The sequence below is a fragment of the Actinoplanes sp. NPDC019969 genome (assembly GCF_055562375.1).
On record NZ_JBVHFK010000008.1, the window covers coordinates 178,707 to 201,387 of the forward strand.

General features: G+C 73.2%; 23 protein-coding genes. 12 read left to right on the forward strand and 11 right to left on the reverse strand.

The genetic code is table 11. The features are described from left to right. Positions 1 to 17 precede the first annotated feature (17 nt). The gene (locus ACZ3II_RS24435) at positions 18 to 2,123 is read right to left on the reverse strand and encodes an ATP-binding SpoIIE family protein phosphatase (protein WP_465520035.1); all 2,106 of its coding nucleotides are present in this window, start codon (positions 2,121 to 2,123) and stop codon (positions 18 to 20) included. A gap of 438 nt (positions 2,124 to 2,561) precedes the next feature. Here ACZ3II_RS24435 and ACZ3II_RS24440 point away from each other — a divergent pair, with 438 nt between their 5' ends. Beyond that, positions 2,562 to 2,897 carry a hypothetical protein gene (locus ACZ3II_RS24440; protein WP_465520036.1) on the forward strand — a complete coding sequence of 112 codons (336 nt, stop codon included), beginning with the start codon at positions 2,562 to 2,564 and terminating at the stop codon, positions 2,895 to 2,897. A gap of 154 nt (positions 2,898 to 3,051) precedes the next feature. Beyond that, positions 3,052 to 5,157 carry a membrane protein gene (locus ACZ3II_RS24445; protein WP_465520037.1) on the forward strand — a complete coding sequence of 702 codons (2,106 nt, stop codon included), beginning with the start codon at positions 3,052 to 3,054 and terminating at the stop codon, positions 5,155 to 5,157. 181 nt (positions 5,158 to 5,338) lie between these two features. Here the strand turns inward: ACZ3II_RS24445 and ACZ3II_RS24450 are convergent, their stop codons facing one another. After that, entirely contained in the window at positions 5,339 to 5,695 is a 357-nt protein-coding gene (locus ACZ3II_RS24450) for a DUF6401 family natural product biosynthesis protein (protein ID WP_465520038.1), read from the reverse strand. Between the two features lie 262 nt (positions 5,696 to 5,957). On the opposite strand from ACZ3II_RS24450, the gene ACZ3II_RS24455 reads away from it, so the two are divergent. Then, the gene (locus ACZ3II_RS24455; RefSeq protein WP_465520267.1) at positions 5,958 to 6,446 is read left to right on the forward strand and encodes a hypothetical protein; all 489 of its coding nucleotides are present in this window, start codon (positions 5,958 to 5,960) and stop codon (positions 6,444 to 6,446) included. A gap of 275 nt (positions 6,447 to 6,721) precedes the next feature. Here the strand turns inward: ACZ3II_RS24455 and ACZ3II_RS24460 are convergent, their stop codons facing one another. Beyond that, positions 6,722 to 6,931, reverse strand: coding sequence for a hypothetical protein (locus ACZ3II_RS24460; RefSeq protein WP_465520039.1), 210 nt, complete (start codon positions 6,929 to 6,931; stop codon positions 6,722 to 6,724). A gap of 97 nt (positions 6,932 to 7,028) precedes the next feature. On the opposite strand from ACZ3II_RS24460, the gene ACZ3II_RS24465 reads away from it, so the two are divergent. After that, entirely contained in the window at positions 7,029 to 7,766 is a 738-nt protein-coding gene (locus tag ACZ3II_RS24465; protein WP_465520040.1) for a hypothetical protein, read from the forward strand. A gap of 52 nt (positions 7,767 to 7,818) precedes the next feature. Here ACZ3II_RS24465 and ACZ3II_RS24470 read toward each other — a convergent pair whose 3' ends face one another. The 3 genes from ACZ3II_RS24470 to ACZ3II_RS24480 all read right to left on the reverse strand — a co-directional run bounded on the left by ACZ3II_RS24470 (position 7,819) and on the right by ACZ3II_RS24480 (position 8,867). Further along, the gene (locus ACZ3II_RS24470) at positions 7,819 to 8,010 is read right to left on the reverse strand and encodes a hypothetical protein (protein ID WP_465520041.1); all 192 of its coding nucleotides are present in this window, start codon (positions 8,008 to 8,010) and stop codon (positions 7,819 to 7,821) included. Between the two features lie 72 nt (positions 8,011 to 8,082). Next, positions 8,083 to 8,547 carry an SRPBCC family protein gene (locus ACZ3II_RS24475; RefSeq protein WP_465520042.1) on the reverse strand — a complete coding sequence of 155 codons (465 nt, stop codon included), beginning with the start codon at positions 8,545 to 8,547 and terminating at the stop codon, positions 8,083 to 8,085. Further along, positions 8,544 to 8,867, reverse strand: a complete 324-nt coding sequence (locus tag ACZ3II_RS24480) for a DUF2795 domain-containing protein (protein WP_465520043.1) — start codon at positions 8,865 to 8,867, stop codon at positions 8,544 to 8,546. Before ACZ3II_RS24480 ends, ACZ3II_RS24475 begins: the two co-directional genes overlap by 4 nt. 53 nt (positions 8,868 to 8,920) lie before the next feature. Between ACZ3II_RS24480 and ACZ3II_RS24485 the strand changes: the two genes are divergently transcribed. Then, a complete protein-coding gene (locus ACZ3II_RS24485; RefSeq protein WP_465520044.1) occupies positions 8,921 to 10,501 on the forward strand; it encodes a phytoene desaturase family protein in 1,581 nt (526 codons plus the stop codon). On the opposite strand, the gene ACZ3II_RS24490 is transcribed toward ACZ3II_RS24485, so the two are convergent. Beyond that, entirely contained in the window at positions 10,492 to 10,920 is a 429-nt protein-coding gene (locus tag ACZ3II_RS24490; protein WP_465520045.1) for an SRPBCC family protein, read from the reverse strand. The two genes, ACZ3II_RS24485 and ACZ3II_RS24490, sit on opposite strands and share 10 nt — an antisense overlap. A gap of 123 nt (positions 10,921 to 11,043) precedes the next feature. On the opposite strand from ACZ3II_RS24490, the gene ACZ3II_RS24495 reads away from it, so the two are divergent. From ACZ3II_RS24495 to ACZ3II_RS24515, 5 genes are all read left to right on the forward strand, one after another. Beyond that, positions 11,044 to 12,195, forward strand: a complete 1,152-nt coding sequence (locus ACZ3II_RS24495; RefSeq protein WP_465520046.1) for a glycosyltransferase — start codon at positions 11,044 to 11,046, stop codon at positions 12,193 to 12,195. Between the two features lie 82 nt (positions 12,196 to 12,277). Beyond that, positions 12,278 to 13,171: an ABC transporter ATP-binding protein gene (locus ACZ3II_RS24500; protein WP_465520047.1), complete on the forward strand. Its 894-nt coding sequence runs from the start codon at positions 12,278 to 12,280 to the stop codon at positions 13,169 to 13,171. A 5-nt stretch (positions 13,172 to 13,176) separates the two neighbouring features. After that, positions 13,177 to 13,917, forward strand: a complete 741-nt coding sequence (locus tag ACZ3II_RS24505) for an ABC transporter permease (RefSeq protein ID WP_465520048.1) — start codon at positions 13,177 to 13,179, stop codon at positions 13,915 to 13,917. 2 nt (positions 13,918 to 13,919) lie between these two features. Then, positions 13,920 to 15,173, forward strand: a complete 1,254-nt coding sequence (locus tag ACZ3II_RS24510; RefSeq protein WP_465520049.1) for a sensor histidine kinase — start codon at positions 13,920 to 13,922, stop codon at positions 15,171 to 15,173. Further along, positions 15,170 to 15,796: a response regulator gene (locus ACZ3II_RS24515; RefSeq protein WP_465520050.1), complete on the forward strand. Its 627-nt coding sequence runs from the start codon at positions 15,170 to 15,172 to the stop codon at positions 15,794 to 15,796. Before ACZ3II_RS24510 ends, ACZ3II_RS24515 begins: the two co-directional genes overlap by 4 nt. Here the strand turns inward: ACZ3II_RS24515 and ACZ3II_RS24520 are convergent. Beyond that, the gene (locus ACZ3II_RS24520; RefSeq protein ID WP_465520051.1) at positions 15,793 to 16,209 is read right to left on the reverse strand and encodes a VOC family protein; all 417 of its coding nucleotides are present in this window, start codon (positions 16,207 to 16,209) and stop codon (positions 15,793 to 15,795) included. The genes ACZ3II_RS24515 and ACZ3II_RS24520 overlap by 4 nt on opposite strands. Next, positions 16,202 to 17,035 (reverse strand): AraC family transcriptional regulator, encoded by an 834-nt coding sequence (locus ACZ3II_RS24525; RefSeq protein WP_465520052.1) that lies wholly within the window; start codon positions 17,033 to 17,035, stop codon positions 16,202 to 16,204. Before ACZ3II_RS24525 ends, ACZ3II_RS24520 begins: the two co-directional genes overlap by 8 nt. A 41-nt stretch (positions 17,036 to 17,076) precedes the next feature. Here ACZ3II_RS24525 and ACZ3II_RS24530 point away from each other — a divergent pair, with 41 nt between their 5' ends. Further along, positions 17,077 to 18,192 carry an FAD-dependent monooxygenase gene (locus tag ACZ3II_RS24530; protein ID WP_465520053.1) on the forward strand — a complete coding sequence of 372 codons (1,116 nt, stop codon included), beginning with the start codon at positions 17,077 to 17,079 and terminating at the stop codon, positions 18,190 to 18,192. Positions 18,193 to 18,229: 37 nt separating this feature from the next. Here the strand turns inward: ACZ3II_RS24530 and ACZ3II_RS24535 are convergent, their stop codons facing one another. Then, positions 18,230 to 18,733: a hypothetical protein gene (locus ACZ3II_RS24535; RefSeq protein ID WP_465520054.1), complete on the reverse strand. Its 504-nt coding sequence runs from the start codon at positions 18,731 to 18,733 to the stop codon at positions 18,230 to 18,232. Between the two features lie 213 nt (positions 18,734 to 18,946). Then, entirely contained in the window at positions 18,947 to 20,002 is a 1,056-nt protein-coding gene (locus ACZ3II_RS24540; RefSeq protein WP_465520055.1) for a class I SAM-dependent methyltransferase, read from the reverse strand. A 97-nt stretch (positions 20,003 to 20,099) separates the two neighbouring features. Between ACZ3II_RS24540 and ACZ3II_RS24545 the strand changes: the two genes are divergently transcribed. Beyond that, positions 20,100 to 22,673 (forward strand): ATP-binding protein, encoded by a 2,574-nt coding sequence (locus ACZ3II_RS24545; protein ID WP_465520056.1) that lies wholly within the window; start codon positions 20,100 to 20,102, stop codon positions 22,671 to 22,673. Positions 22,674 to 22,681: the final 8 nt, after the last annotated feature.

Consider the following 22,681-nt stretch of genomic DNA (forward strand, 5'->3'; position numbering starts at 1 on the left):
CGGTATGCCCGCGAGGATCATGCCGGCGCTTTACCCGCCAAGAGCATCTCGAACCACACGGTGGAACCGCGGACCGTCGGGTCGGTGCCCCACGAGTCGCTCAGCTCCTCGATCAGGCCCAGCCCACGGCCCCGGCTGGCCAGGGTGTCCGCGTGCGCCCGGATCACACTGCCCCGGGTGCCGGTGTCGGCGACCGAGACCAGCAGCCGCTCCGCGTTCAGGTCGATCTGCACCTGGGCCGGGGTGCCGGCGTGCAGCAGCGCGTTGGTGGTGAGCTCGCTGGTGCACAGGATCGCCGAACCGATCACCGGCTCCGGCACGCCCCACTCCCGCAGCCGGGTCGTCATCCACTGCCGCACCCGGCTCGGCCCGGTCGGCTCGGCCGCCACCTGCATCGTCGCCGACCGGCTCATCGCCAGGGCGTGCTCGACGGCGAGCACCGCCACGTCGTCGTCGGTGGTGCCCGGCACCGCGGCGGTGGCCAGCGAACACAGGTTGCGCGGGTCGCCGCTGGGCGACGCGGCCGCGGCGGCGACCAGCGCGTCCAGGCCCTCGTTGAGCGACCGGCCGCGCCGCTCCACCACGCCGTCGCTGAACATCAGGATCGTGTCGCCGCGCTCCAGCCGCAGCGTGCCGGTCTGCCAGCGGCCGCCCAGCCCGAGCGGGGCGCCCGGTGGCACCTTGATCAGCTCGGCGGTGGCCGGCTCGCCACTCAGCCCGGACCGGCGCAGCACCGGCGGCGGGTGACCCGCGCTGGCCAGTGTGACCGTGCCGTCGGAGGGGTCGAGGACCCCGTAGACGACGGTCACGAAGATCTCCTCGTTGCGCGACTCCGCGCCCAGCGAGCCGACCAGCCGGTCCAGCCCGGCCAGCACGCTCGGCGGCGACGGGTCGGTCAGCGCCATCGCCCGCAGCGCGGCCCGGACCTGGCCCATCACCGCGGCGGCCCGCACGTCGTGGCCCGCGACGTCGCCGAGGACCATCGCCAGCCGGCCGTCGAGCAGGTGGAACGCGTCGTAGAAGTCGCCGCCGGCCGCGTTGCCGTCGACGCCGACGTCGTAGCGCGCGGCGATGCGGAACGTGTCCAGCTCCGGGAGGTGCTCGGGAAGCATGCTGCGCTGCAGCAACTGCGCGGTGCCGTGCTGGGCCTCGAACCGGCGGGCCCGCTCGGCGGCCTGGGCGACCAGCTCGGCGGCGGCCCGCAGCAGTGCCCGCTCGGCGGGCAGCCAGGTGTGCGCGCGGCGGAACCCCACGGTCAGCGCGCCGCGCAGCGACGGCGTGCGCAGCGGGAGGGCGGCCAGCGCCCGGACCCGGGTCTCGTGCCGGTCGGTGGCGACCGCCCGCAGCGGCTCGCCGTCGGCCACGAACGTCGCCCGCCCGGACTCGGCCGCCGCCACCGCCGGGGCCGCCGGGTCGGCGCTGATCCGCCGCCAGACCGGGGGCAGGCGCTCGTCGGCCTCGTCCAGCATCTCGCCGCGGATCCGGCGGACATAGCGATAGGCCAGCCCTTCGTCCACCAGCAGGACGCAATGATCGAGGTCGAAGGACGCCATCGCGTACGCCAGGACGACGCGCGTGACATCGTCGAGCGTGAGGGCCCCGGCCAGCCGGGCGGTCAGCTCGCCGAGGCTCTGCAGCCGGTGCACCACGTGCGTGGTCTCGGCGGCCACCGTCAGCACGCCCGCCACCGCGCCGCGCGAGGTGCGGATCACCGAATGGCCGCGGGTGTAGAAGGCCGGCTCGGTGCGGCCCGGCGCGAACTGCACCTGGCTCTCCGGCTCGAGGATCGCCCGGCCGCTGCGGAACACCTGCTGGATCACGTCGCCCAGGCCCGGCTGGTCCCACGCCGGTCCGAACGCCCGCGTGGCCGGACGGCCCAGGGCCCCCGGATGCAGCGCGTCCAGCGCCTCGGCGTAGGCGTCGTTGTAGATCACCAGGCAGTCGTCGCCGATGGTGAGCAGCATCGGCACCGGCGAGGCGAGCACCAGCTCGACGGCGGCCCGGACCGCGGGATCCCAGCCGGTGATCGCGCCGAGCGACGTCGCGGACCAGTCGAAGGAGTGCACGAGCGCCGCGCAGCCCATGCTCGGCGGCTGCACCGCGGCCGCCTGCACGGATGGCATGGCGGCCGGGAGCGGAAGCCTCCCCGATCCGAACCCTGCCGACCCGACCATGCGGAAAGCCTATCCCGAGTGGTCCGTTTGTACGATGCCCCACCGGCCGACCGTCCGGTTATTGACCATTCCCTGGTACCGAGGCGCGACGGATGCCGAGAATGTCTCGCGCTTGATATCACTGTGCGTGAGCATGGGGAGTGCTCCCGGTCAGACGGCCGGTCGCCTATAGTCGCCGCCGTGATCGAACCACCGCGCGGCCTCGCAGGAGCCGGACAGATGAGGGAAACGGCCGGTCAGTCGACCTACGGCTGGGCTTTCGGAGAGGTTGCCGCACGGGGGTACGGGTACCCGGATCCGCACCGGCCGGCCCCGCCGTCCGGGCCGTCCCGGCCGCCTCACCACTACCCGGAGTCACCGCATCGGCTGCCCGCGCGACAGCCGTCGATGAATCGCGGTCATATCGAGACAGATCTTCTCGATCATCGGTACGAGGCGCTCGAAGCCTGGTCCGAATCGGCGGAGACGATCACGATGGCGGCGGTCGGGGTGGAGGGGCGTACGGCGTACCTCGCAAGTCCCGGAAGCAGGAGACCGCGACACGCGGCACCACCCGGCGGGCAGCCCTCTCGCGGCATCCGGATCGCGATCCTGATCGCCGCCGGGATCGCGCTGGCAGCCGCCGCCGCGGCAGCGATGGGGGGCGCCGCTGACGAGCCGCCCGGCGTCCGCCCGGTCTCCTTCTCGCTCGCGTTCGATCCGGCGCCGACCGGACGCGCCTGATCGCTTTCCGTCCAATTCGTCTGGTTGTGCACCCGCAGGAACGCGCTTCCGTGACCGCTGTGGCCCAGGAGAATGTCAGGGGCGCGTGGTAGTCCAGAGGTCCGAGCTTCGGCGGGTCCCGCCCGCCGATGCCCCGCGGCATGCAGGAGGACGGATGACCGGAGACGAGCTGAGACAGAGCCTGAGCGAGATGTGGCGGTCGGTGCTGCTGTTCCTGCCATCGGCCCTGGCGTTCCTGGCGATCCTCGTCGCCGGTTACCTGCTGGCCCGCCTGGCCCGCACGGTCACCGCCAAGACCCTGCGCAAGGTCGGCTTCGAGCGGGCGGTCCAGCGCGGCCCCGCCGGCCGGCTGCTCAAACCCGGCGCACCCGGCGCCACCGACGTCTGCGCCCGCCTCGTCTTCTTCGTGGTGCTGCTCTTCACCCTGCAGCTCGCCCTCGGCATCTGGGGGCCGAACCCGGCAGCAGACGTGGTCAACGCCCTCATCGCCTGGCTGCCACAGGTGTTCATCGGCATCGTGATCGTGGTCGTCGCGGCCGCCATCGCCGGCGCCGCCCATGACCTGATCGTGGCCGTGCTGGGCGGCCTCGCCTACGGCAGGGTGCTCGCCAAGGCGGCCGCCGCCGTCATCGTGACACTCGGCGTGATCGCCGGCCTCGACCAGATCGGCATCGCCACCTCGGTCACCCGCCCCCTGCTCATCACGATCCTCGCCACCGTCGCCGGCGTGATCATCGTGGGTGTCGGCGGCGGGCTCGTCCGGCCCATGCAGCAGCGCTGGGAGGGATGGCTCGACCGGGCCGCCACCGAGTCCACGGCGATCCGGGAGCAGGCCCGCGCCTACACCGAGGAACGCGCCCGCCGGGCCGCCGAGGAGGAGGAACGGCTCGCCGAGGAGGCCCGCCGGGCGGAGGAGGAACGGCTCGCCGAGGAGGCCCGCCGGGCCGAGGAAGCCCGGCAGGCGGAAGAAGCACGCCGGGCCGAGGAGGCGCGGCAGGCGGAAGAGGTGCGCCGGGCCGAGGAGGCACGCCGCGCTGAGGAGGCCCGCCGGGCGGAGGAGGCGCGGCAGGCCGAGGTGGCCCGCCAGGCCGAGGAAGCCCGCCGGGAGGAGGAGACACGGCTCGCGGAGGAGACCCGCCGGGCCGAGGAGGCACGCCGGGCGCAGGAGGCCCGGGCCGCGGAGGACGCCCGCCGGGCGGAAGAGGTCCGGCTGGCCGAGGAAGCGCGACTGGCTGAGGAAGCACGGCAGGCGGCCGAGGAACGCCGGGTCCAGGACGCGCGGGCGGAGGTCAACCGGCGTCTCTCGGAAGGACGCCGGGCGTCACGGTCCCCGGACGGGATCGCCGCAACCGGGCCGGGTTCCGCCGAGGCGGCTGGACCTCTCCCGGCCGGGCGGGTGGATGACGCTGAGGACCTGGCGTGGGAGACGCGGTGGGCGGAGGAAGAACGCCGGGCCCGCGAACAGGACGGCGACGAGACGCAGGTCATCGTCACTCCGGTCGACGACGGGCCGAGTTTCGTTCCCGGTTTCGGCGATGATCGACCTGCTCCCTCCGGTGGTGGACGGCCGGCCTTCGTTTCCGGGCCGGATGACGAGCGGACCACCGCATTCCGGGCCGGGCCGGTGGACGACACCGTTCTTCTGCACAGTGGCGCCGAGACCGCTCTGCTCACTCCCGGTGTCCGGCCCGGCTCGCAGCCTGCCGACGGTGAGTCGTCCGTTCCCACCCACCTGCTGGACGACGCGGGCGAGCCGGAGTCCGGTGGGCGCGGGGTCGCGGCCGAGCCGCAGGCCACCGACCGTGACCAGCCCGCGGCCCGTGGGCCAGAGGCTGACGAGCCGACGACGACGATCATCACGGCGGGGGCCGCGGGAGACGACGCGCCGGTCAGCCGAGGGCCGGGCCAGGACACGACAGTGGTGATCGACGAGAGCCCGTCGGCCAAGGCAGCGGACCGGGAAGACGACACGGTGACCGTCATGATCGACGAGAGCGGGAGGGCTGAGGACTCGCCGACCGTGGACGTCGATGAGGCGCGCGCTGCCGCCGACGTCGCAGCGGAGACCGGCGAGAACACGGCTGAGCCCGGAGAACAGGACGATCCGGCCGAGACCGGTGATCAAGGCGGTCTGGCGGCGGACGGCGGGGCTGCGGCGAGTGGCGGCGACGAAGGTGCAAATGGTGGCCGGGAAGCGGGTGGACGGAAGCCGGTGGCCGGTGATGCCGATGGGGAAGGGCGGCCGGGCGACCGCGCGTAGGCCGTGCGAAGGATGGCCGGTGACAGCGGCGCGCGGCCGGTGTTGCGAAGGGCCGGCACCGGTGGTCCGGTGCCGGCCCTGAGGTCGGGGTTCGGTTGCGGGGTGGCCGAAGAGCCCGGCCGGGCCTGCCAGGTCGCGGATCCGTCGAGGTCACGGGTCCGGGACCGGATGGGTCAGGGGGTCAGCGCGGGGCCGGGAGGGAACGGGCCAGCGTGCAGACCGCGAGGAGGCGGCGCAGGACCCAGTCGTTCTCGGACCAGTCGATCGGGCCCTCCGGGGCGGTCCAGCCGTGCTGGAAAGCGGCGTCACGGACACCCTCGGCGTAAGCGGCGAGCAGGATCGCGGTCAGCGGGCGGGTGTCGGCGTTGAGGCTGTCCCGGATACCGGCGGCGTGCTGGTCGACGACCGACATGAGGCCGGGGTTCGTCTCGGCGGCGGCGAGGCCGGAGACCCCGATGGCGGCGGTCAGGTCGGTGAGCGAAGCGTGGGCGGAGCGCTGAGCAGCGCGGGCGGCGGCGTTGCTGAACAGGCCATTCATGAGAAGAACGTTAAGGAGCCACGGGTGACCGACGGGTCCTTCCACGTTGCAGGCCGGTTGAAGTCGCCGGGGCCGGGAAATTGCTCCGAGGTCGGATGGGGAAGCGGGCCATGAGGAGGGCGATCCGGTGACGGCTACAGAGCAGCGGACGGGTGTTGCGGGACGACCGGCCGGGCGGAGCGGCGGGGGAGACAGCGGATCCGGTAGCCGGCCGTGCGAGGACACCGTGGCCGCCCCGGGCGAGCAGACCACCGGCAGCGACATGGCCGCGGAGCGCGACCAGGCTGAGGGTGGCGCGGGCCCGGAGGGACTCCAGGACGGGCCGGATGCCGCGCATCAGGTGCCCGAGGGCCTGGACGACGTGACCGTGGAGGCGCTGGGGAAGCTCAGCGAAGCGCTGGAGACGGTGGAACGGGTGCGGGGGCATCTCTACAGCGCGCACCAGCTGACCGGAACGGCGGACTTCGCGCTGGACGAGGCGGTCTCGCTGTTCATGCAGGCCGGGCACACGGCGATGGCGGAGCGGATCCAGCGGGAGCTGATCGGGCGCAACGTGATCCCGGGGCACTGGACGTTCCAGATCGTCGAGGAGTTCGACGACGGGTACTACGCCGAGTTCCGTGATGTGGAACGAGACGCGCGGGAACGGCTCGCGGGTGGGCGGCGGCACCTGTACGAGGCGCAACTCAAGGAACGCCGCCGTACGCACGGCAGGCGAGGCCACGAGGCCCGGCCGAACGACGCCGGCTGACGGGCGTCCCTCAGGAAGGACTGCCGCTCCGCAGAAAGAACGGTCGTTCCGCGGGAGGTCCGGCAAGCCGTAGAAAGAACGGTCGTTCCGCGGGAGGACTGGCAAGCCGTAGAAAGAACGGTCGTTCCGCGGGAGGACTGGCAAGCCGTAGAAAGAACGGTCGTTCCACGGGAGGACCGGCGTTCCGCAGAAAGAACGGTCGTTCCGCGAGACGGGTCGGCGTTTCGTGAAAAAGGGACCCCGAGGTCCCCGGTGGCGAAGAGGGTGCGAAAGCGTTACTCGGCGTAGTCGACAGCCTCGGGGCGACGGCGCTGGGCGTCGTCGGCGATGATCACCGTGGCGACCAGGAGGGCCACGACGACGGCGAAGAACCAGGAAGCGTCATCGATGAGTGCCGCTGCCAACGGCGCCTGGAAGGCGGCGAGGAGGAAACCCAGCCACGCGAGGCGGCGCTGACGCTCAGAGAGGAAGCCGAGAGATCGCACTCGGACAGTCTGGCTCGATTTGGACGGATCGCCGTCACCCGTTCGGCCGATTCTCCGTTGTCCGATGGTGCCCTCGGACTTGCGTCTCCACCGCTCAATGATCGTGGTCGCCGGGCTTGCGGTCCTGGCTGCCGGGGGACTGGTGGCTCTTGCGCCGGCGTCTGATCCGGTTGCCCCGGTCGCGCCGGCAGCGCTCGCGCCGCGGCCGCCGGAGCGGATGGCGACCGGGCCGCTGCTCGGCCGGAGATCGGCGTGGCTCACTCTCGGTGACGCCGCGAGCCGGGTACGGGTCCGCCTCGCCCCCTTGCCGGGCCAGCTCTACCGGATCAGCACCTCCCCGGACGCCGGTGTCGCCCCGGTGGTGAGCCGGCGTGGCGGCCGGGTGCTGGTGCGGCTGACGGCGACCGGGGACGCCGGGCTCGACGAGGTGCGCATCGTGCTGAACCGCAGTGTCCGATGGGACATCCGGCTGCCCGCGGGCGCCGGTGAGCAGCATCTGAACCTGCGTGACGGCCGGTTGCGGCGGGTCGTCGTGGGGGAGGCGGGGCTGTCCCGGTTGTGGCTGCCGGAGCCGCACGGGACGGTGCCGGTCACGTTCGCCGGTGGGGTCGGCACGGTGTCCGTGTCGGTGCGGGGCCGGGCGCCGGTACGGATCCGGTTCGCGCAGGGCGCCGGGTCGGTGGAGACGCCGTGGACCGCCAACAACGGCACCGCGGCGGGGGCGGTGCTGCGGGAGCCGGGGTTCCGGCAGGCCACGGACCGCTACCTGATCCGTGCCCGGGGCGGGATCGGCACCCTGGTCGTCCACCGGGTGCCGGCGACCGCTGAGGAATGAGGCGTGCGGGTCGAAGCGGTGCGAACCGCCTCAGCCCGCACGGCCGTACCACTCAATGGGGTCCGGTGTGACCCGTGGTCGATGGCCGCTCGCCTGCCGCAACCGCCTGCTCCTGGCCGCTGTCGTTGTCGCTCGGGTCGTTCTGGCCGTCGGTGTCCCAGCTGGCCATGGCCTGGTTGAGCTGATCGAGGGGGAGCTTCTCCTCGTCGCGCCACACACCGTCGTTCTCGCGGGAATCGGTCATACCGGGTGGTTACCCTTTCCGGGAAAGCGGAAACGGCCGCCCGGAGGCAGCCGTTCCACGGACGACGAAAGCTCAGCTTCCGGGCCGGTCCACCTGGCCACGCCAGGCGCCGGTCTCGATCCCGCCGCGGCTCTCGATGAACTCCTTGAACCGGTGCAGGTCGCTCTTGACCCGGCGGTCGATGATGCCGAGCTTGTCACCGGCGGTCTCGACGATGCCCTGCGGGTCGAAGTCCATCTGGACGGTGACCCGGGTGTGGCCGTCGTCGAGCCGGTGGAAGGTGACCACGCCGGCCTGCTTCTCGCCGTCGGTCGCGTGCCATGCCACCCGCTCGTCGGGCAGCTGCTCGGTGATCTCGGCGTCGAACTCGCGCTTGATGCCGGCGATCTCGGTCTTCCAGTGCATGTGGGTGTCGTCGAGCTGACGGATCTCGCTGACCCCCTCCATGAATCTCGGGAAGTCCTCGAACTGGGTCCACTGGTTGTACGCGGTGCGAACCGGGACGTTGACGTCAACGAACTCGGTGACCGTGCTCACGCATCTCTCCCTTCACTCGCTTCCCACACCTGGGCGACGTTCTCGTAGACCTCCCCGTCCGGGAGGGTGGACAGGCGCCGCATCACGTCGTCCGGGGCCTCGAGGGCTCGCGCCGAACGTTCGAGCGCGCCCCGGTCCCCGGGAAACGCGGACAAACCGATGTAGGTGCCGAAACGGCTGAACGCTTCGCCGTGCTCGCTGCCGATGCCGTCCGGGACGTCGCGGCCGTAGCCGCCGGGCGGGGCCTCCGCCAGCCGCGGTGACTCCCGGGCCATCTGCTCGTCGAGGATGGCGCCGTGCTTCGTGCTGACCCGTTCCATGATTCGTTGGGTGCCCGGCGGTAGATGACCTAAACGCCGGGTAGCTTCCCGATGTGGAGACCGTTGACGCGATCGTCGTCGGGGCCGGGCACAACGGTCTCGTGGCGGCGAACATGCTGGTGGATGCAGGGTGGACGGTGCGGGTGCTGGAGGCGACGCCGCATCCGGGCGGGGCGGTGCGCTCGGGTGAGCTGACCGCGCCGGGTTACCTGTCCGACCTGTTCAGTGCTTTCTACCCCCTGGGGTACGCCTCCCCGGTGCTGCGATCCCTGCAGCTGAACCTGGAGTGGGCGCATTCCCCGGACGTGTTCACGCACCTGCTCCCGGACGGCCGTGCCGCCACCGTGAGCCGGGACGTGGACCGGACCGCCGCGTCGATGGAGCAGTTCGCGCCCGGCGACGGCGACCGCTGGCGCACCTGTTACGAGGAGTGGCGGTCGGTGTCGGCGCCGATGCTGGACACCCTGTTCACCCCGTTCCCGCCGGTCCGCGGCGGGCTGGGCCTGGTCCGGCGGCTGAAACTGACCGGGGCGTTGCGGCTGGCCCGGCGCCTGGTGCTGTCGGTGCGGGAGCTCGGCTCGGAGCTGTTCGACGGCGAGGGCGCGGCGCTCGCGCTGGCCGGCTGCGCCCTGCACACCGACCTGTCGCCGGAGGAGGCGGGCGGCGGCGTGTACGGCTGGCTGCTGGCCATGCTCGGGCAGGAGGTCGGCTGGCCGGCCCCGGTCGGCGGGGCGGGGGAGATCACCGCCGCGCTGGTCCGCCGGTTCGAGGCCGCGGGCGGGGAGATCGTGTACGAGGCGCCGGTGAGCCGGGTCCTGGTCGCCCGCGGACAGGCCGTCGGCGCCCGGACGGCGGACGGCAGGGACTGGCGGGCCCGGCGCGCGGTGATCGCCGACGTGCCCGCGCCCACCCTGTTCCTGGACCTGGTCGGCGGGCGGTGGCTGCCGCCGCGGATGACCGAGGACCTGGCGCACTTCCGCTGGGACGGGGCGACCGTGAAGGTGGACTGGGCGCTCGGCACCCGGGTGCCGTGGACCAACCCGGTGGCCGGCGGTTCCGGGACGGTGCATCTGGGCGCCGACCTGAACGGGCTGACCCGCTACGCCGCGCATCTGGCCACCGACGAGGTGCCGCCGGACCCGTTCCTGCTGCTCGGGCAGATGACGACGGCGGATCCGAGCCGGTCGCCGGCGGGGACGGAGTCGATGTGGGCGTACACCCACCTGCCGCACCGCACGACGTGGCACGCCGACGAGATCGCCGAGCACGTGGAGCGGATGGAGGCGGTCGTCGAGGCGCACGCGCCCGGGTTCCGGGACAACGTGCTGGCCCGGCATGTGTTCGCGCCGGGTGACATGGAGCGGGAGAACCCGTCGCTGGTCGGCGGGGCGCTCGGCGGGGGCACCGCGGCCGCGTACCAGCAGCTGTTCCTCCGGCCGATCCCGGGCCTGGGCCGGCCGGACACCCCGGTCGACCGCCTCTACCTGGGCAGCGCCTCCGCGCATCCGGGCGGCGGCGTGCACGGCGCGCCGGGCGCGAACGCGGCCCGGGCCGCCCTGGCCCGGGACCGCGGCCTCACCGGCGGCCTGTACCGGGCCGTGATCGACGGGGCGAACCGGGCGATCTACCGCTGACGTTCCGCGATGTCGGCGAGCCGCCGCAGCGTCTCCACGTTGCGGCGGTGCATCACCAGGTCGTTGAGCTTGTTCTGCACCCAGGCCAGCGGCCCGTCGCTGAACGTCTCCTCGATCACCACGCGGGTGGCGCCGCCGGCGAGCGGCGTCAGGGAGATGTCGACGTCGGCCTCGCCGAGCGGCCACAGCCCGGCCTTGAGCCGCAGCCGCTCGCCGGGGGCGCAGGCGACCACCGTCGACGAGTCGTGCAGCGACAGCGGCCACGGGCCGGCCTTGTGATGGAGTTTCGCGCCGGGCGCCGGCCAGGCCGGGTCGACGTCGCGGATGTGTACGGTGCCGACCACCCAGTCGCTGTACGTCCAGCCGTCGGCGAGGACGGAGAAGACCCGGTCGGGGGGTGCCTGGACGTTTCTCGCCACGATTGCCACGTGAACCGGTTTACCCTGCTCAAGCGTCCTGTAACGAGCCATCCATGTTTACGGTTCCGGCGGTGGGGCATTGGTCGGCGCGTACCCCCACCACGGCCCGCTGGAGGAGACCCCGTGCGCATTGCGATGATCTCCGAACCCGACGCCCACGTCGACGACCTTTCGGCGGCGCTGGCCGAGCAGGGCCACGACGTGCGCGTCTACACCCGCCGCGAGGACCCGGACGTCCCCGAGGTCGTCATCACCCCGAGTGGGGTGCACGTCGTGCACGTCGTCGCCGGTCCGGTCCGGCCCGTCCCGTCCGACCTGCTGCTGCCGCACATGGGCGAGTTCGCCCGGGTGCTCGGCGAACAGTGGCGCGACGGCTGGGCGCCGGACGTGGTGCACGCCCACTTCTGGACCAGCGGCCTGGCCGCGGTCACCGCCGCCAAGCAGATCGACATCCCGGTCGTGCAGTCGTTCCACGAGCTGGGTTTCGCCGACGGCGAGGCGATCGCGCCGGGCCCGTCCCGCGCCGGCTACGAGCGCGCGCTGGGCCGGGCCGTCGACCGGGTGGTCGCCCAGACCCAGGACGAGCTGCAGGGCCTGGTCCGGATCGGGGTTCCCCGGTCCCGGCTGACGGTGGTGCCGTCCGGCGTCGACAGCGACCGCTTCACCCCGGACGGGCCGTCGGCCGAACGGGACCCGGAACGGCCCCGCATCCTGTCGGTCGGCCGCCTCGTCGAGCGCAAGGGGTTCAGCGACGTCATCCAGGCGATGCGGTACGTCCCCGGCGCCGAGGTGGTGGTCGTCGGCGGCCCGTCGCCCGAGCAACTGCCGGCCGACCCGGGCGCCCGGCTGCTGCGGTCGATGGCCGAGCAGTTCCAGGTCGCCGACCGGTTCAAGCTGGTCGGCTCGGTGGCGTACCGGGACCTGCCCAGCTGGTACCGGTCGGCGGACGTGCTGATCGCGTCCCCGTGGGAGGAGCAGTCCGCGCTGGAGGCGATGGCCTGCGGCGTGCCGGTGGTCGGGGCGGCCGAGGGCACGCTCACCGAGACCGTGGTCGACGGCCTCACCGGGGACCTGGTGCCGGCCCGGGACCCGCGGGCGCTCGGCGGGGCGCTGCGCCGGCTGATCAACGACAAGGTGCGGCGGTTCACGTACGCGACCGCGGCGCTGGACCGGGCCCGCCAGGCGTACTCGTGGAAGCGGGTGGCGTCGCAGATCGGCTCGGTCTACACCACGCTGCGGCGCAGCCCGGTGACCGCCGAGGAGACGACGGTGTAGGACTCCATCCACCGATCGGTGGATGGAGAGCGTCGCCTGCTGTTCGATTCGGGCGCCGGGGCCGCCGGGCGACGCTGTGTGCATGACAGTCATCGAAGTCAAGAACCTGGCGAAACGGTACGGCGAGACCGTCGCCGTACGGGACGTCTCCTTCACCGTCGAACCCGGTGAGATCTTCGGCATCCTGGGCCCGAACGGCGCCGGCAAGACCACCACCGTCGAGTGCATCTCCGGGCTGCGTACCCCCGACGCCGGCAGCATCACCGTTCTCGGGCACCGGGCCGGTGACAAGGCGCTCCGCACCGCGGTCGGCGTCCAGCTGCAGGAGAGCGAGCTCCAGGAGAAGCTGACCGTCCGCGAGGCGCTGGAGCTGTACAGCTCGTTCTACCCGAACCCGGCCGACTGGCGCGCCCTCGTCGACGACCTGGGCCTGACGGCCAAGCTGAAGACCCGGTACGGCAAGCTCTCCGGCGGCCAGAAACAGCGCCTCTCCATCGCGCTCGCGCTGCTCGGCAACCCGGAGATCGCCATCCTGGACGAGCTGACCACCGGCCTCGACCCGCAGGCCCGTCGCGACACCTGGGATCTGATCTCCGGCATCCGCGACCGTGGGGTCACGCTGCTGCTGGTCACCCACTTCATGGAGGAGGCCGAGCGCCTCTGCGACCGGATCGCGGTGATCGACAAGGGTGAGGTCGTCGCCCTCGACACCCCGGCCGGCCTGGTCCAGCGCGCCGGCGACGAGCAGCGGATCCGGTTCCGCCCGTCGGCGGACTTCGCCGACGAGCTGCTCACCACACTGCCCGAGGTGCGCGAGCTGCGCCGGCAGGGGCCTCGGATCGAGATCGTCGGCTCCGGCAACCTGCTGCACGCCGTCATCTCGGTGCTCGCCCGCGACGGCATCGTCGCCGCCGAGCTCACCTTGGAACAGGCCAGCCTCGATGACGCCTTCGTCCACCTGACCCGCGGGGAGTGACCACCATGTCCGTCTTTCTCAAGCTGACCCTGAGCGAACTCAAGATCACTCTCCGGGAGCCGGTCTACCTCTTCTTCACCCTGCTCTTCCCGGTCCTGCTGATCGCCATCCTCGGCAACGTGCCGTCGATGCAGGAGACCCCGCCGGAACTCGGCGGGCTCCGGGTGATCGACATCTACGCCGGGCTGGCGCTCGGCCTCGCCATCGGCATCATCGGCCTCCAGGGCCTGCCGTCGGTGCTCGCCACCTACCGGGAACGCGGCATCCTGCGCCGCCTCGCCACCACACCGGTACGCCCCGGGCTGCTCCTCGCCGCGCAACTGGCGATGAACCTGCTCACCGTGCTGGTGTCCGCCGTCCTGGTGTACACCGTGGCCAACCTGGCGTTCGACGTGCCGATCCCGGAGTCGCCGCTGCTGCTTCTGGGCGCCATCCTGCTCAACTGCTCCGGGGCGTTCGCGGTGGGCCTGCTCCTGGCCGCGGTGGCGCCGTCCGGCAAGACCGCCAACGCGATCGGCACCTTCCTGTTCTTCCCGCTGATGTTCCTGGCCGGGCTGTGGGCGCCGCGCGAGCTGATGCCCGAGGTGCTGCGCCGGATCGGCGACTTCACCCCGTTCGCGGCCGGGCAGGACCTGATGACCGACGCCCTCACGGGACAGTCGCCGGCTCTGCTCTCGATTACCGTTCTCCTGGGATATCTGGCGATCTGCGGGGCCGCCGCGGTGAAGTTCTTCCGCTGGGAGTGACGATGAGGCAGCCGACGGGTGGTTACGACTGGGACCTCTGGCGCCCCCTCCTGACGTACGGAACCCTGGCCAGCGCCCTGCTCCTGGTGGTCGTCGCCCGTGACGTCGAGGAACTGCCCCGGCAGGACCTGCCGACCGTCCTCGCCGTCACCGCGTTGGCCGCCCTCTGGATGGCCTGGTGGATCGACCTGCACCCGGCCTGGGCCGACAGCCGGCCCCTGATGCTGATCTTCCTGGCCGGCTGGCTCGCCATCGGCCTGCTCCTGGTGTTCTGCAGCCCGCTCTTCGGCATCTTCACCTGGACCGGCTACATCTTCGTCGGCTATGCGATGCCCGGCCTGTGGCAGCTCGCCGGCGTGGTCCCGGTCGCCGCGATCAACGCCCTGTCCCAGGTCGGCGGCCCGCGGACCTACGCCGACGACGACGGGCCGGTCATCTACGTGACGGTCCTGATGGCCAACCTGCTGATCGCCGGGATCATGACCTACGTGAGCGTCCGCGAGGACCAGAGGTCGCGGAGCCGCGAGAACCGCATCGACGCCCTCGGCGAGGCCAACGCGAAACTCGCCGCCGCCCTCCAGGAGAACGCCGGACTGCACGCCCAGCTCGTGGTCCAGGCGCACGAGGCCGGTGTCCTCAACGAACGGCAGCGGATGGCCGGGGAGATCCACGACGTCCTCGCGCAGGGGCTCACCGGCATCGTCACCCAGCTGGAGGCCGCCGAGTCGCATCCGGTGGAACGCGACCGGCACCTGGCCGCCGCGAAACGGCTGGCCCGGGAGAGCCTCGCCGAGGCCCGCCGGTCCGTGCAGGCGCTGCGCCCGCAACAGCTCGATGCGGCCCGCCTGCCGGAGGCCCTGGACGAGGTGGTCCGCGGCTGGGCCGGCCTGCACGAGGTGCGCGCCGACCTGACCGTCACCGGGGCGGCGCGGCCGATGCTCCCGGAGATCGAGACGACGCTGCTGCGGACCGCCCAGGAGGCGCTGGCGAACGTCGCCAAGCACGCCGCGGCCGGTAGGGTCGGGCTCACCCTGTCCTACATGGAGGACGTGATCACCCTGGACGTCCGGGACGACGGGACCGGCTTCGACCTCGCCGCGCCACGGGAGGTCACCGAGCAGGGCGGGTACGGCCTGCAGGGGATGCGGGAACGCCTCGCCCGGATCGCCGGGACCCTCGAGGTGGAGTCGGAACCGGGCGCCGGCACCGCGATCTCCGCGTGCGTGCCCGCCATCGCGATAGGGGGACCAGCATGATCAGGATCGTCATCGTCGACGATCATCCGGTGGTCCGTGACGGCCTGCGCGGCATGTTCGACGGCGACGACAGGTTCACCGTCCTCGGCGAGGCCGGCGACGGCCGGGAAGCCCTCGCCGTCACCGAGGCGGTCACCCCCGACGTGATCCTGATGGACCTGCGCATGCCCGTCATGGACGGCGTCAGCACCATCCGCGAGCTGCGGTCCCGCGGCAGCGCGGCCCGGGTCCTGGTGCTGACCACCTACGACACCGACAGTGACGTGCTGCCCGCGATCAAGGCCGGCGCCACCGGGTACCTCCTCAAGGACACCCCGCGCGAGGACCTGTTCCGGGCCGTCCTGGCCGCGCACCGCGGCGAGTCGGTCCTCTCCCCGGCGATCGCCGGCCGGCTGATGGGGCAGCTCCGGTCCCCGGCGAAGGAGCCGCTGAGCCACCGCGAGATCGAGGTGCTGACCCTGATCGCCCGCGGCTGCACCAACCGGGAGACCGCCGGCCGCCTGTTCATCAGCGAGGCGACGGTCAAGACGCATCTGCTGCACGCGTACGCCAAACTCGGCGTCCGGGACCGCGCCTCAGCCGTCGCCACCGCCATCGAGCAGGGCCTGATCCGCCGCGACTAACCCTTCCTCCGGGGCGCGCCGCGATAGGTGCCGAAGGACCACAGGTTCCCCTCCGGATCGCGGGCCATGAAGTCGCGGGACCCGTAGTCGGTGTCGATCGGCTCCCGCACGATCTCGGCCCCGGCGGCGACCGCACGCGCGTGCAGGGCGTCGATGTCGTCGGCGACCACGTAGGCACCGAAGACCCCGGGTGGCAGCTTCCACGGGTTGCCCGGGTCGTCACGGACCGATCCGAGCATGATGCCGCCGCCCAGCGGCCAGGACAGTTCGCAGTGCCGGACGATGTCGCCGTCGCCGTGGACGGCGGTCTCCTCGAAACCGAACGCGTCGACGAGGAACCGGATCAGGGCGCGGGCGTCCTTCGCGCTCAGCGTGGGCCACACCTGCGGCGCGGGCGTCTGGATGTCAGTCATGAAGTCCATCGTCGTCGCCGGCCGCCGCGACGGCTTGGACGAAACCGAACTCGTCGGCCAGCCATCGGGACGGGGAGCAGCCGGCGAACGCCTGGAAGTCGCGGACCAGGTGCGACTGGTCGGTGTACCCGTACGCGGCGGCCACGTCGGCGAGCCGCCCGCCGGGCCGGATCGCCCGGCGGGCACGGTCGAACCGGGCCACCCGGGCGGCCTCCTTCGGCCGCAGCCCGACCTCGGCACGAAACCGGTTGGTCAGATGACGGCCGCTCCACCCGATCCGGTCCGCGACCGCGCCGACCGGCTGCCCCCGGGTCAGCAACCGGAACGCCTGCCCGATCAGGTCCGGGGCAGGCGGCGGCGCGTTCCGCACGCGGCGGCCCAGCATCCGGTCGAGCACGGCGAAACGCCCCGCCCAGTCGGGCGCCGCGGACAGCCGCTCCCGGACCTCGGCGACGAACCGGTCACCGAGAACCGCCGTCGCGTCCACGTCGAGGTTGGCGAGCTCGCCGGCGGGCAACCCGAACAGGGCCCGGCAGCCGAGCGGATGCACCGCGAGCTGCACCCCCGACTGACTGCCGTCGTGGGTGATCAGCGCCGGCGCCACGTGCAGCCCGCCGACCAGCGCGCCGAACCGGCCGGGCGCCTGCCGCGGGTCCGGGTGGGCGGCGACGACCAGCGGCTCGTCCAGCGTGAAGATCAGCGTCAGGTGGGGCGACGGCAGGCCCCGGTGCACGGCGGGAACCAGGCCGCGCTGCCGGTACCCGGCGTAGGACGCGAGGTACCGCCGCAACCCGGGAGCGGGCGCCGCCGCCGCGTACTCGTCCATGCCCTCAGTCTGCCCGGAAACCGGGGTGCGAGGATCGGGACATGGCACATGCGGTGGTGATCGGCGCCGGAATCGGTGGGCTGGCGGCGGCGGTGGCGCTCCAGCGGCGCGGCTGGGAGGTGACCGTCTGCGAGCGGGCGTCCAGTCTGGAGCCGGTCGGGGCCGGTCTCGCGGTCGCCCCGAACGCGCTGCGGGTCCTCGACGCGCTCGGCGTCGGCGAGCGGATCCGGAAGCTGGCGGCGTTGCAGGGCGCGGCCGGCATCCGGCGGCCGGACGGCGGATGGATCACCCGGACCGACGCGTCGAAGGCCGCCGAACGGTACGGCGAGCCGGTCATCATCGTGCACCGGGCCACCCTGGTGGACGCGCTCATCGAAGGTCTGGCGCCGGGCACGCTGCGGCTCGGCCTGCCGGCCGGCGACGTCGACGCGGAGACCGGGACGGTGGCCACGGCGGCCGGCCCGCTTGCGGGCGACCTGGTGGTCGCGGCCGACGGCTTGCATTCAGCGGTACGGTCCGCGCTGTTCCCGGCGCATCCCGGACCCGTCTACACCGGAGTGACGAGCTGGCGGATCGTCGTCCCGCACCCGGGCGTGACCGTGGTCCCGTCCGAGACGTGGGGCGCCGGCCGGGTCTTCGGCACCGCCGTGCTCGGCGACGGCCGGGTCTACTGTTACGCCACCGCGCCCGCCCCAGCCGGTGGCCGCGCCGACGACGAGAAGGCCGAGATGCTGCGCCTCTTCGGCGGCTGGCACGAGCCGATCCCGGCCCTGATCGGCGCCGCGACCGAGGTGGTCCGCACCGACATCCGCTGCCTGGACGAGCCGCTCCCGCTGTACCACGCCGGGAAGGTCGCGCTGATCGGCGACGCGGCCCACGCGATGACCCCGAACCTGGGCCAGGGCGCCTGCCAGGCCCTGGAGGACGCGCTGGTGCTGGCCCGGCACGCGGACGACCTCGCCGCGTACTCCGCCGCACGCGTGCCCCGTACCACCGCCGTGGCCCGCGCGTCCCGCCGCATCGCCCGGATGTCCGGGCTGAACAACCCGCTCACCGAACGCCTCCGCAACACCGCCATGTCCCTCGGCGGCCGCCTCGGCCCCGACCTCGTACTCCGCCAGATGGACCCCATCCTGGGCTGGCGTCCACCCGCCTGAGCCCCGGCCGGCCCGGAGAACCAGCCGGGGTCCGGGGTCAGCGGGCGAGAGCCTTGGCGAGGTCGTCGCGGAACGTACGCTCGCTCTCCGTGACGGTCTCGCCGCCGATGCCGAGCAGGCCCCCGCTGGAGGCAGCGCCCACCACCTCGTCGGCGATCTCCACCAGCCAGTGCTTGTAGGTCTCGGCGTCGGCCGGCGAGGCCTTCGCCGCCAGCAGCGCCGACACCTCGGCGGCCCGGCCCACCACGTCCGCGGCGTACCCGGCCGGGTCACTGGGCTGGATCACCGGCGCCTCCTCACCGATCTCCGGGTCCCCGGCCTCCGCCACCGCCGTCCTGGCGATCGCCGCGACCAGCGGGCTCGCCGACGCGCGGGCGTCCGAGATCCGGTTCAGCCCGGCCTCGCTCTCGGCCCGGGTCTTGCGGGCGCTGTCGGGGGAGGCGGCGCTCGCCGCGGTGAGCACCGACTGCGGCAGCCCGGTCAGCAGTCCCCACTCGGCATCGGTGAATCCCAGTTCGGCGTAGAGCGGTTGATCCGTCACTCGGCTGTCCTTCCATTCGTTGGCGACAGCATTCTTACCTACCCCTTCGGGCCGCCGTTGCATCCTGTGACGATCATTCCCGTGTCCGCGGCCCGGTCAGCAATCGCGAGCCGTCGCTCACGCCGGTCTCACCGTGCGGGTGACGGGCGTGGGCGACGGCGGGGGGACACCGGGGGGCACGGGGCGCGGTGTGGCCCGTACCCGCAAGCGGTCTTAAGGTCTCGCCTCGTAGACGATGTTGAAGGGGGTTTCCGCGACCCGGCGGAAACGGGTGAACCCGGCGTCGGCGGTCAGGCGGTGGATCGGCTCCTCACCGGCCTGGGCGCCGAGGGAGTACCCGCCCTCCTGGGAGAGCGCGCTCGGCACGCAGAGGAACGCCGAGAACGCGTAGTAGACACGGCCGACCGGGTTGAGGTTGTCGGCGACCGACGAGCCGGCCGCCGGTTCCACGATCATCCAGGTGCCGTCCGGGGTGAGCCGGGACCGCACGTGCCGGGCCGCACCCAGCGGATCGCCCATGTCGTGCAGCGCATCGAACGTGGTGACGAGGTCGTACGGGCCACCGCTGAACGCCTGCGCGCCCGCCGCCTCGAAACTGACCCGCCCGTCCAGCCCGGCGTCGGAGGCCCGCTTGCGCGCCTGCTCGACGGACCCGGCGTGGTGGTCGGAGCCGGTGAAGACCGACGACGGGTACGCCTGCGCCATCAGCACCGTCGACGCGCCGTGACCGCAACCCACGTCCGCCACCCGCGCCCCGGCCCGCAACCGCTCCTCGGCCCCGTCCAGCGCCGGCAGCCATGCGGCGATCAGGTTGGCGCTGTATCCGGGCCGGAAGAACCGCTCACACCCGGTGAACACCTCCTCGTCGTGCTCGCCCCAGGCCACCCCCTCACCGGTCCGGAACGCCGCGGTGATCCGGGGCGCCGCCTTGAGCGCGCCGAGCGCCAGCTGGAACGCCCCGGGCGCGAAGATCGGGCCGTCCGGGTCGGCGAGCGCGAACGCCTGCTCGGGGGTGAGCGAGTAGCGGCCGGTCGCCGGGTCGTACTCGACGTAGCCGCCGGCGGCCTGACCACGCAGCCACTCCTCGACGTAGCGGGCCGCCGTCCCGGTCCGTTCCGCCAGCTCCTCGGGCAGGGCCGGCGCTGTCGCGAGGGCCCGGTAGAGGCCCAGCCGGTCACCGACGACGATGCCCCCGGCCGCCATCGTCGCGCCCAGGTCGCCGACGAACTTGTGCACGAACTCCATCAGTTTCGCTTCGTTGACTGTCATGACCTCCGTTGTAGACACGACGCGACCGGGGGTAATCCGTGTCGGCTACCTGGCTCGGCGCCCGGCGGTACCGAGACCGGCGCCTAGACTGCCCGGCATGGGGCGGGCGCTGCTCGAACGGGAGCGCGAGCTGAGTGAGCTGGGCGCGGCCGCCCGGCGGGCGCTGGACGGTCACGGCTCGGTCGTCCTGGTCACCGGCGAGGCCGGGATCGGCAAGTCCACTCTGGTCGAGGCGCTGCGTTCGGTGCTGCCGGCGGAGGGCCGGCTGCTCGTCGGCTACTGCGACGACCTGGCCACCCCGCGCGTGCTGGGGCCGCTGCGGGACCTGGTCGGCAAGGTCGGCGCCGGGCTGACCGAAGCGCTCGGCTCCGGCGACCGGGCCCGGGTGTTCGAGGCGTTCCGGGCCGAGCTGGACTGGCCGGGCCACCCGACCGTGCTGGTCGTCGAGGATCTGCACTGGGCCGACGAGGCGACCCTGGACGTGCTGCGGTTCCTGGTCCGCCGGATCGCCGCGCTGCCGGTCGTGATGGTCGGCACCTACCGGGACGAGGAGATCGGCGCCGACCATCCGCTGCGGGGCCTGCTCGGGCTGACCGCGGCCACCCCGATCCGCCGGCTGCCGCTGGCCCGGCTGTCCCCGGGCGCCGTGCACCACCTGATCGGGGACCGCGGCCTGGACCCGGCCGAGGTCTTCACGGTCACCTCCGGCAACCCGTTCTTCGTCACCGAGGTCCTCGGCGCCGGGCACATCGACGGCGTCCCGGCCACCGTCACCGAGGCGGTGCACGCCCGCCTGCAGAGCCTCGGCCGGCCGTGCCGGGACGCGCTCGGACTGCTCGCCGTCGTCCCGTCCGCGGTGGAACGCTGGCTGGTCGACGCGATCGTGCCGGGCGGCCTGGACACCATCGCCCCGGCCGAGCAGCGCGGCATGCTCACCGTCACCCCGTCCCGGGTGTCGTTCCGGCACGAGCTGATGCGCCGGGCGGTGGACGCGTCGCTGCCGGTGTCCCGGCGGATCGCCGCGAACCGGGCGGTGCTGACCGCGCTGCTCGACCGCGGCGGCGCCGACCTGTCCCGGCTGATGCACCACGCCGCCGAGGCCGGGGACCCGGGCGTGATCATCCGGCACGGCCCGGCCGCCGCGAAGGAGGCGGTCGCCGCCGGGTCACACCGGGAGGCGGCAGCCCATTACCGGCTCGTCCTGGAACACCGGGCGGCGTTCCCGCCGGAGGAGCGGGCCGGTCTGCTGGAGGCGTACGCCGAGGAGTGCTACATGCTCGGCCTCGCCGAACCCGCCGTCGCCGCCCAGCGGGACGCCGTCGCCCTGCGCCGCACCCGCCCCGGCCGGGCCGCTCTCGGGCTGGCGCTGCGCCGCCTCTCCCGCCTCCACTGGTACCGGGGCGACCGCCGGCCCGCTCTCGACACCGCCACCGAGGCCATCGACGTGCTGGAACACGCCGGCGACGACGCGGCGCTCGCCTTCGGGCTCAGCAACCGGGCACAACTGGACGCGCTCGGCGGCCAGGCCCGCCCGGCCGTCGAGGTGGGGGAGCGCGCGATTAGGCTGGCCCGCGCGGCCGGCGCCACCGGGGTGCTGGCGCACGCGCTCAACAACGTCGGGTACGCCCTCTGGGACCTCGGCGACCCCCGCGGCCGGGAACTCCTCGAGGAGAGCCTCGCCATCGCGGTCGCCGCGGGGGAGGACGACCACGCCTGCCGTGCCTACACCAACATCGCCTGGCACCTGATCGAGGACCTGCGGCTGCGCGAGGCCGGGGAACTGCTGGACGACGGGATGGCGTTCGCCGAACGTACCGAGGTGCTGGGCTTCCTGCGCTACCTGCACATCACCCGCTCGACGGTGTTCCTGCACCTCAGCGAATGGGCGGAAGCGGAACGGCACGCCCGCTGGGAGGAGGGCGCGCCGGCCATGATGCGACCGACGGCGCTGGTCGTGCGCGGTCTGGTCCGGGTCCGCCGCGGCCTGCCCGGCGGCGAGGAGTTCATCGAGGAGGCGTGGCGGATCGGCTGCGGCATCGGCGAGGCGCAGCGGGTCGGCCCGGCCGGCGCGGCGATGGCCGAGGCCGCCTGGCTGCGCGGCGACACCACGGCCGCTGCCCGGCTGACGCCGGTCTTCCGGCGCGTTCTCGCCGCCGAGGGCGAGCGCCGGCTGGGTGCGTTCAGTTACTGGTTGCATCGGCTCGGGGCCGACATCCCGATCCTTTCGCTGTACGGGCCACTCCCGGCCGGCGACACGAAAGAGGCCGCCACGCGCTGGCGGCTGGCCGGAAACCGTTACGAACACGCCCTCGCCCTGAGCCACAGCCCCGACCCGGCCGACCTGCTGGAGTCCGTCCGCGTCCTGGACGCCCTGGACGCCGCCCCACTGGCCCGGCACGTCCGCGCCCGCCTGCGCGAACTCGGCGTGCCCCGGATCCCGCGCGGCCCCGCACCCACCACCCGCGAGCACCCGGCCGGCCTGACCGGGCGCCAGGCCGAGGTGCTGCGCCTGCTCGCCGACGGCCTGAGCAACGCCGAGATCGCCACCCGCCTGGTCCTGTCGGTCCGCACCGTCGACACCCACGTCGCCGCGGTGATGGCGAAACTGGGTGCCCGTACCCGCCGGGACGCCGTCACCCGCGCCCACACCCTCGGCCTCCTCCCCACCTGAGCCCGCCG

Excerpts from the sequence above, each read along its gene's own strand:
- ACZ3II_RS24445 (WP_465520037.1), top strand. The coding sequence starts at position 3,052 with ATGACCGGAGACGAGCTGAGACAGAGCCTGAGCGAGATGTGGCGGTCG.
- ACZ3II_RS24500 (WP_465520047.1), top strand. The coding sequence starts at position 12,278 with ATGACAGTCATCGAAGTCAAGAACCTGGCGAAACGGTACGGCGAGACC.
- ACZ3II_RS24530 (WP_465520053.1), top strand. The coding sequence starts at position 17,077 with ATGGCACATGCGGTGGTGATCGGCGCCGGAATCGGTGGGCTGGCGGCG.
- ACZ3II_RS24455 (WP_465520267.1), top strand. The coding sequence starts at position 5,958 with ATGGCCGCGGAGCGCGACCAGGCTGAGGGTGGCGCGGGCCCGGAGGGA.
- ACZ3II_RS24480 (WP_465520043.1), bottom strand. The coding sequence starts at position 8,867 with ATGGAACGGGTCAGCACGAAGCACGGCGCCATCCTCGACGAGCAGATG.
- ACZ3II_RS24540 (WP_465520055.1), bottom strand. The coding sequence starts at position 20,002 with ATGACAGTCAACGAAGCGAAACTGATGGAGTTCGTGCACAAGTTCGTC.
- ACZ3II_RS24510 (WP_465520049.1), top strand. The coding sequence starts at position 13,920 with ATGAGGCAGCCGACGGGTGGTTACGACTGGGACCTCTGGCGCCCCCTC.
- ACZ3II_RS24520 (WP_465520051.1), bottom strand. The coding sequence starts at position 16,209 with ATGACTGACATCCAGACGCCCGCGCCGCAGGTGTGGCCCACGCTGAGC.
- ACZ3II_RS24440 (WP_465520036.1), top strand. The coding sequence starts at position 2,562 with ATGAATCGCGGTCATATCGAGACAGATCTTCTCGATCATCGGTACGAG.
- ACZ3II_RS24450 (WP_465520038.1), bottom strand. The coding sequence starts at position 5,695 with ATGAATGGCCTGTTCAGCAACGCCGCCGCCCGCGCTGCTCAGCGCTCC.
- ACZ3II_RS24515 (WP_465520050.1), top strand. The coding sequence starts at position 15,170 with ATGATCAGGATCGTCATCGTCGACGATCATCCGGTGGTCCGTGACGGC.
- ACZ3II_RS24465 (WP_465520040.1), top strand. The coding sequence starts at position 7,029 with ATGATCGTGGTCGCCGGGCTTGCGGTCCTGGCTGCCGGGGGACTGGTG.
- ACZ3II_RS24525 (WP_465520052.1), bottom strand. The coding sequence starts at position 17,035 with ATGGACGAGTACGCGGCGGCGGCGCCCGCTCCCGGGTTGCGGCGGTAC.
- ACZ3II_RS24435 (WP_465520035.1), bottom strand. The coding sequence starts at position 2,123 with ATGCCATCCGTGCAGGCGGCCGCGGTGCAGCCGCCGAGCATGGGCTGC.
- ACZ3II_RS24470 (WP_465520041.1), bottom strand. The coding sequence starts at position 8,010 with ATGACCGATTCCCGCGAGAACGACGGTGTGTGGCGCGACGAGGAGAAG.
- ACZ3II_RS24545 (WP_465520056.1), top strand. The coding sequence starts at position 20,100 with ATGGGGCGGGCGCTGCTCGAACGGGAGCGCGAGCTGAGTGAGCTGGGC.
- ACZ3II_RS24505 (WP_465520048.1), top strand. The coding sequence starts at position 13,177 with ATGTCCGTCTTTCTCAAGCTGACCCTGAGCGAACTCAAGATCACTCTC.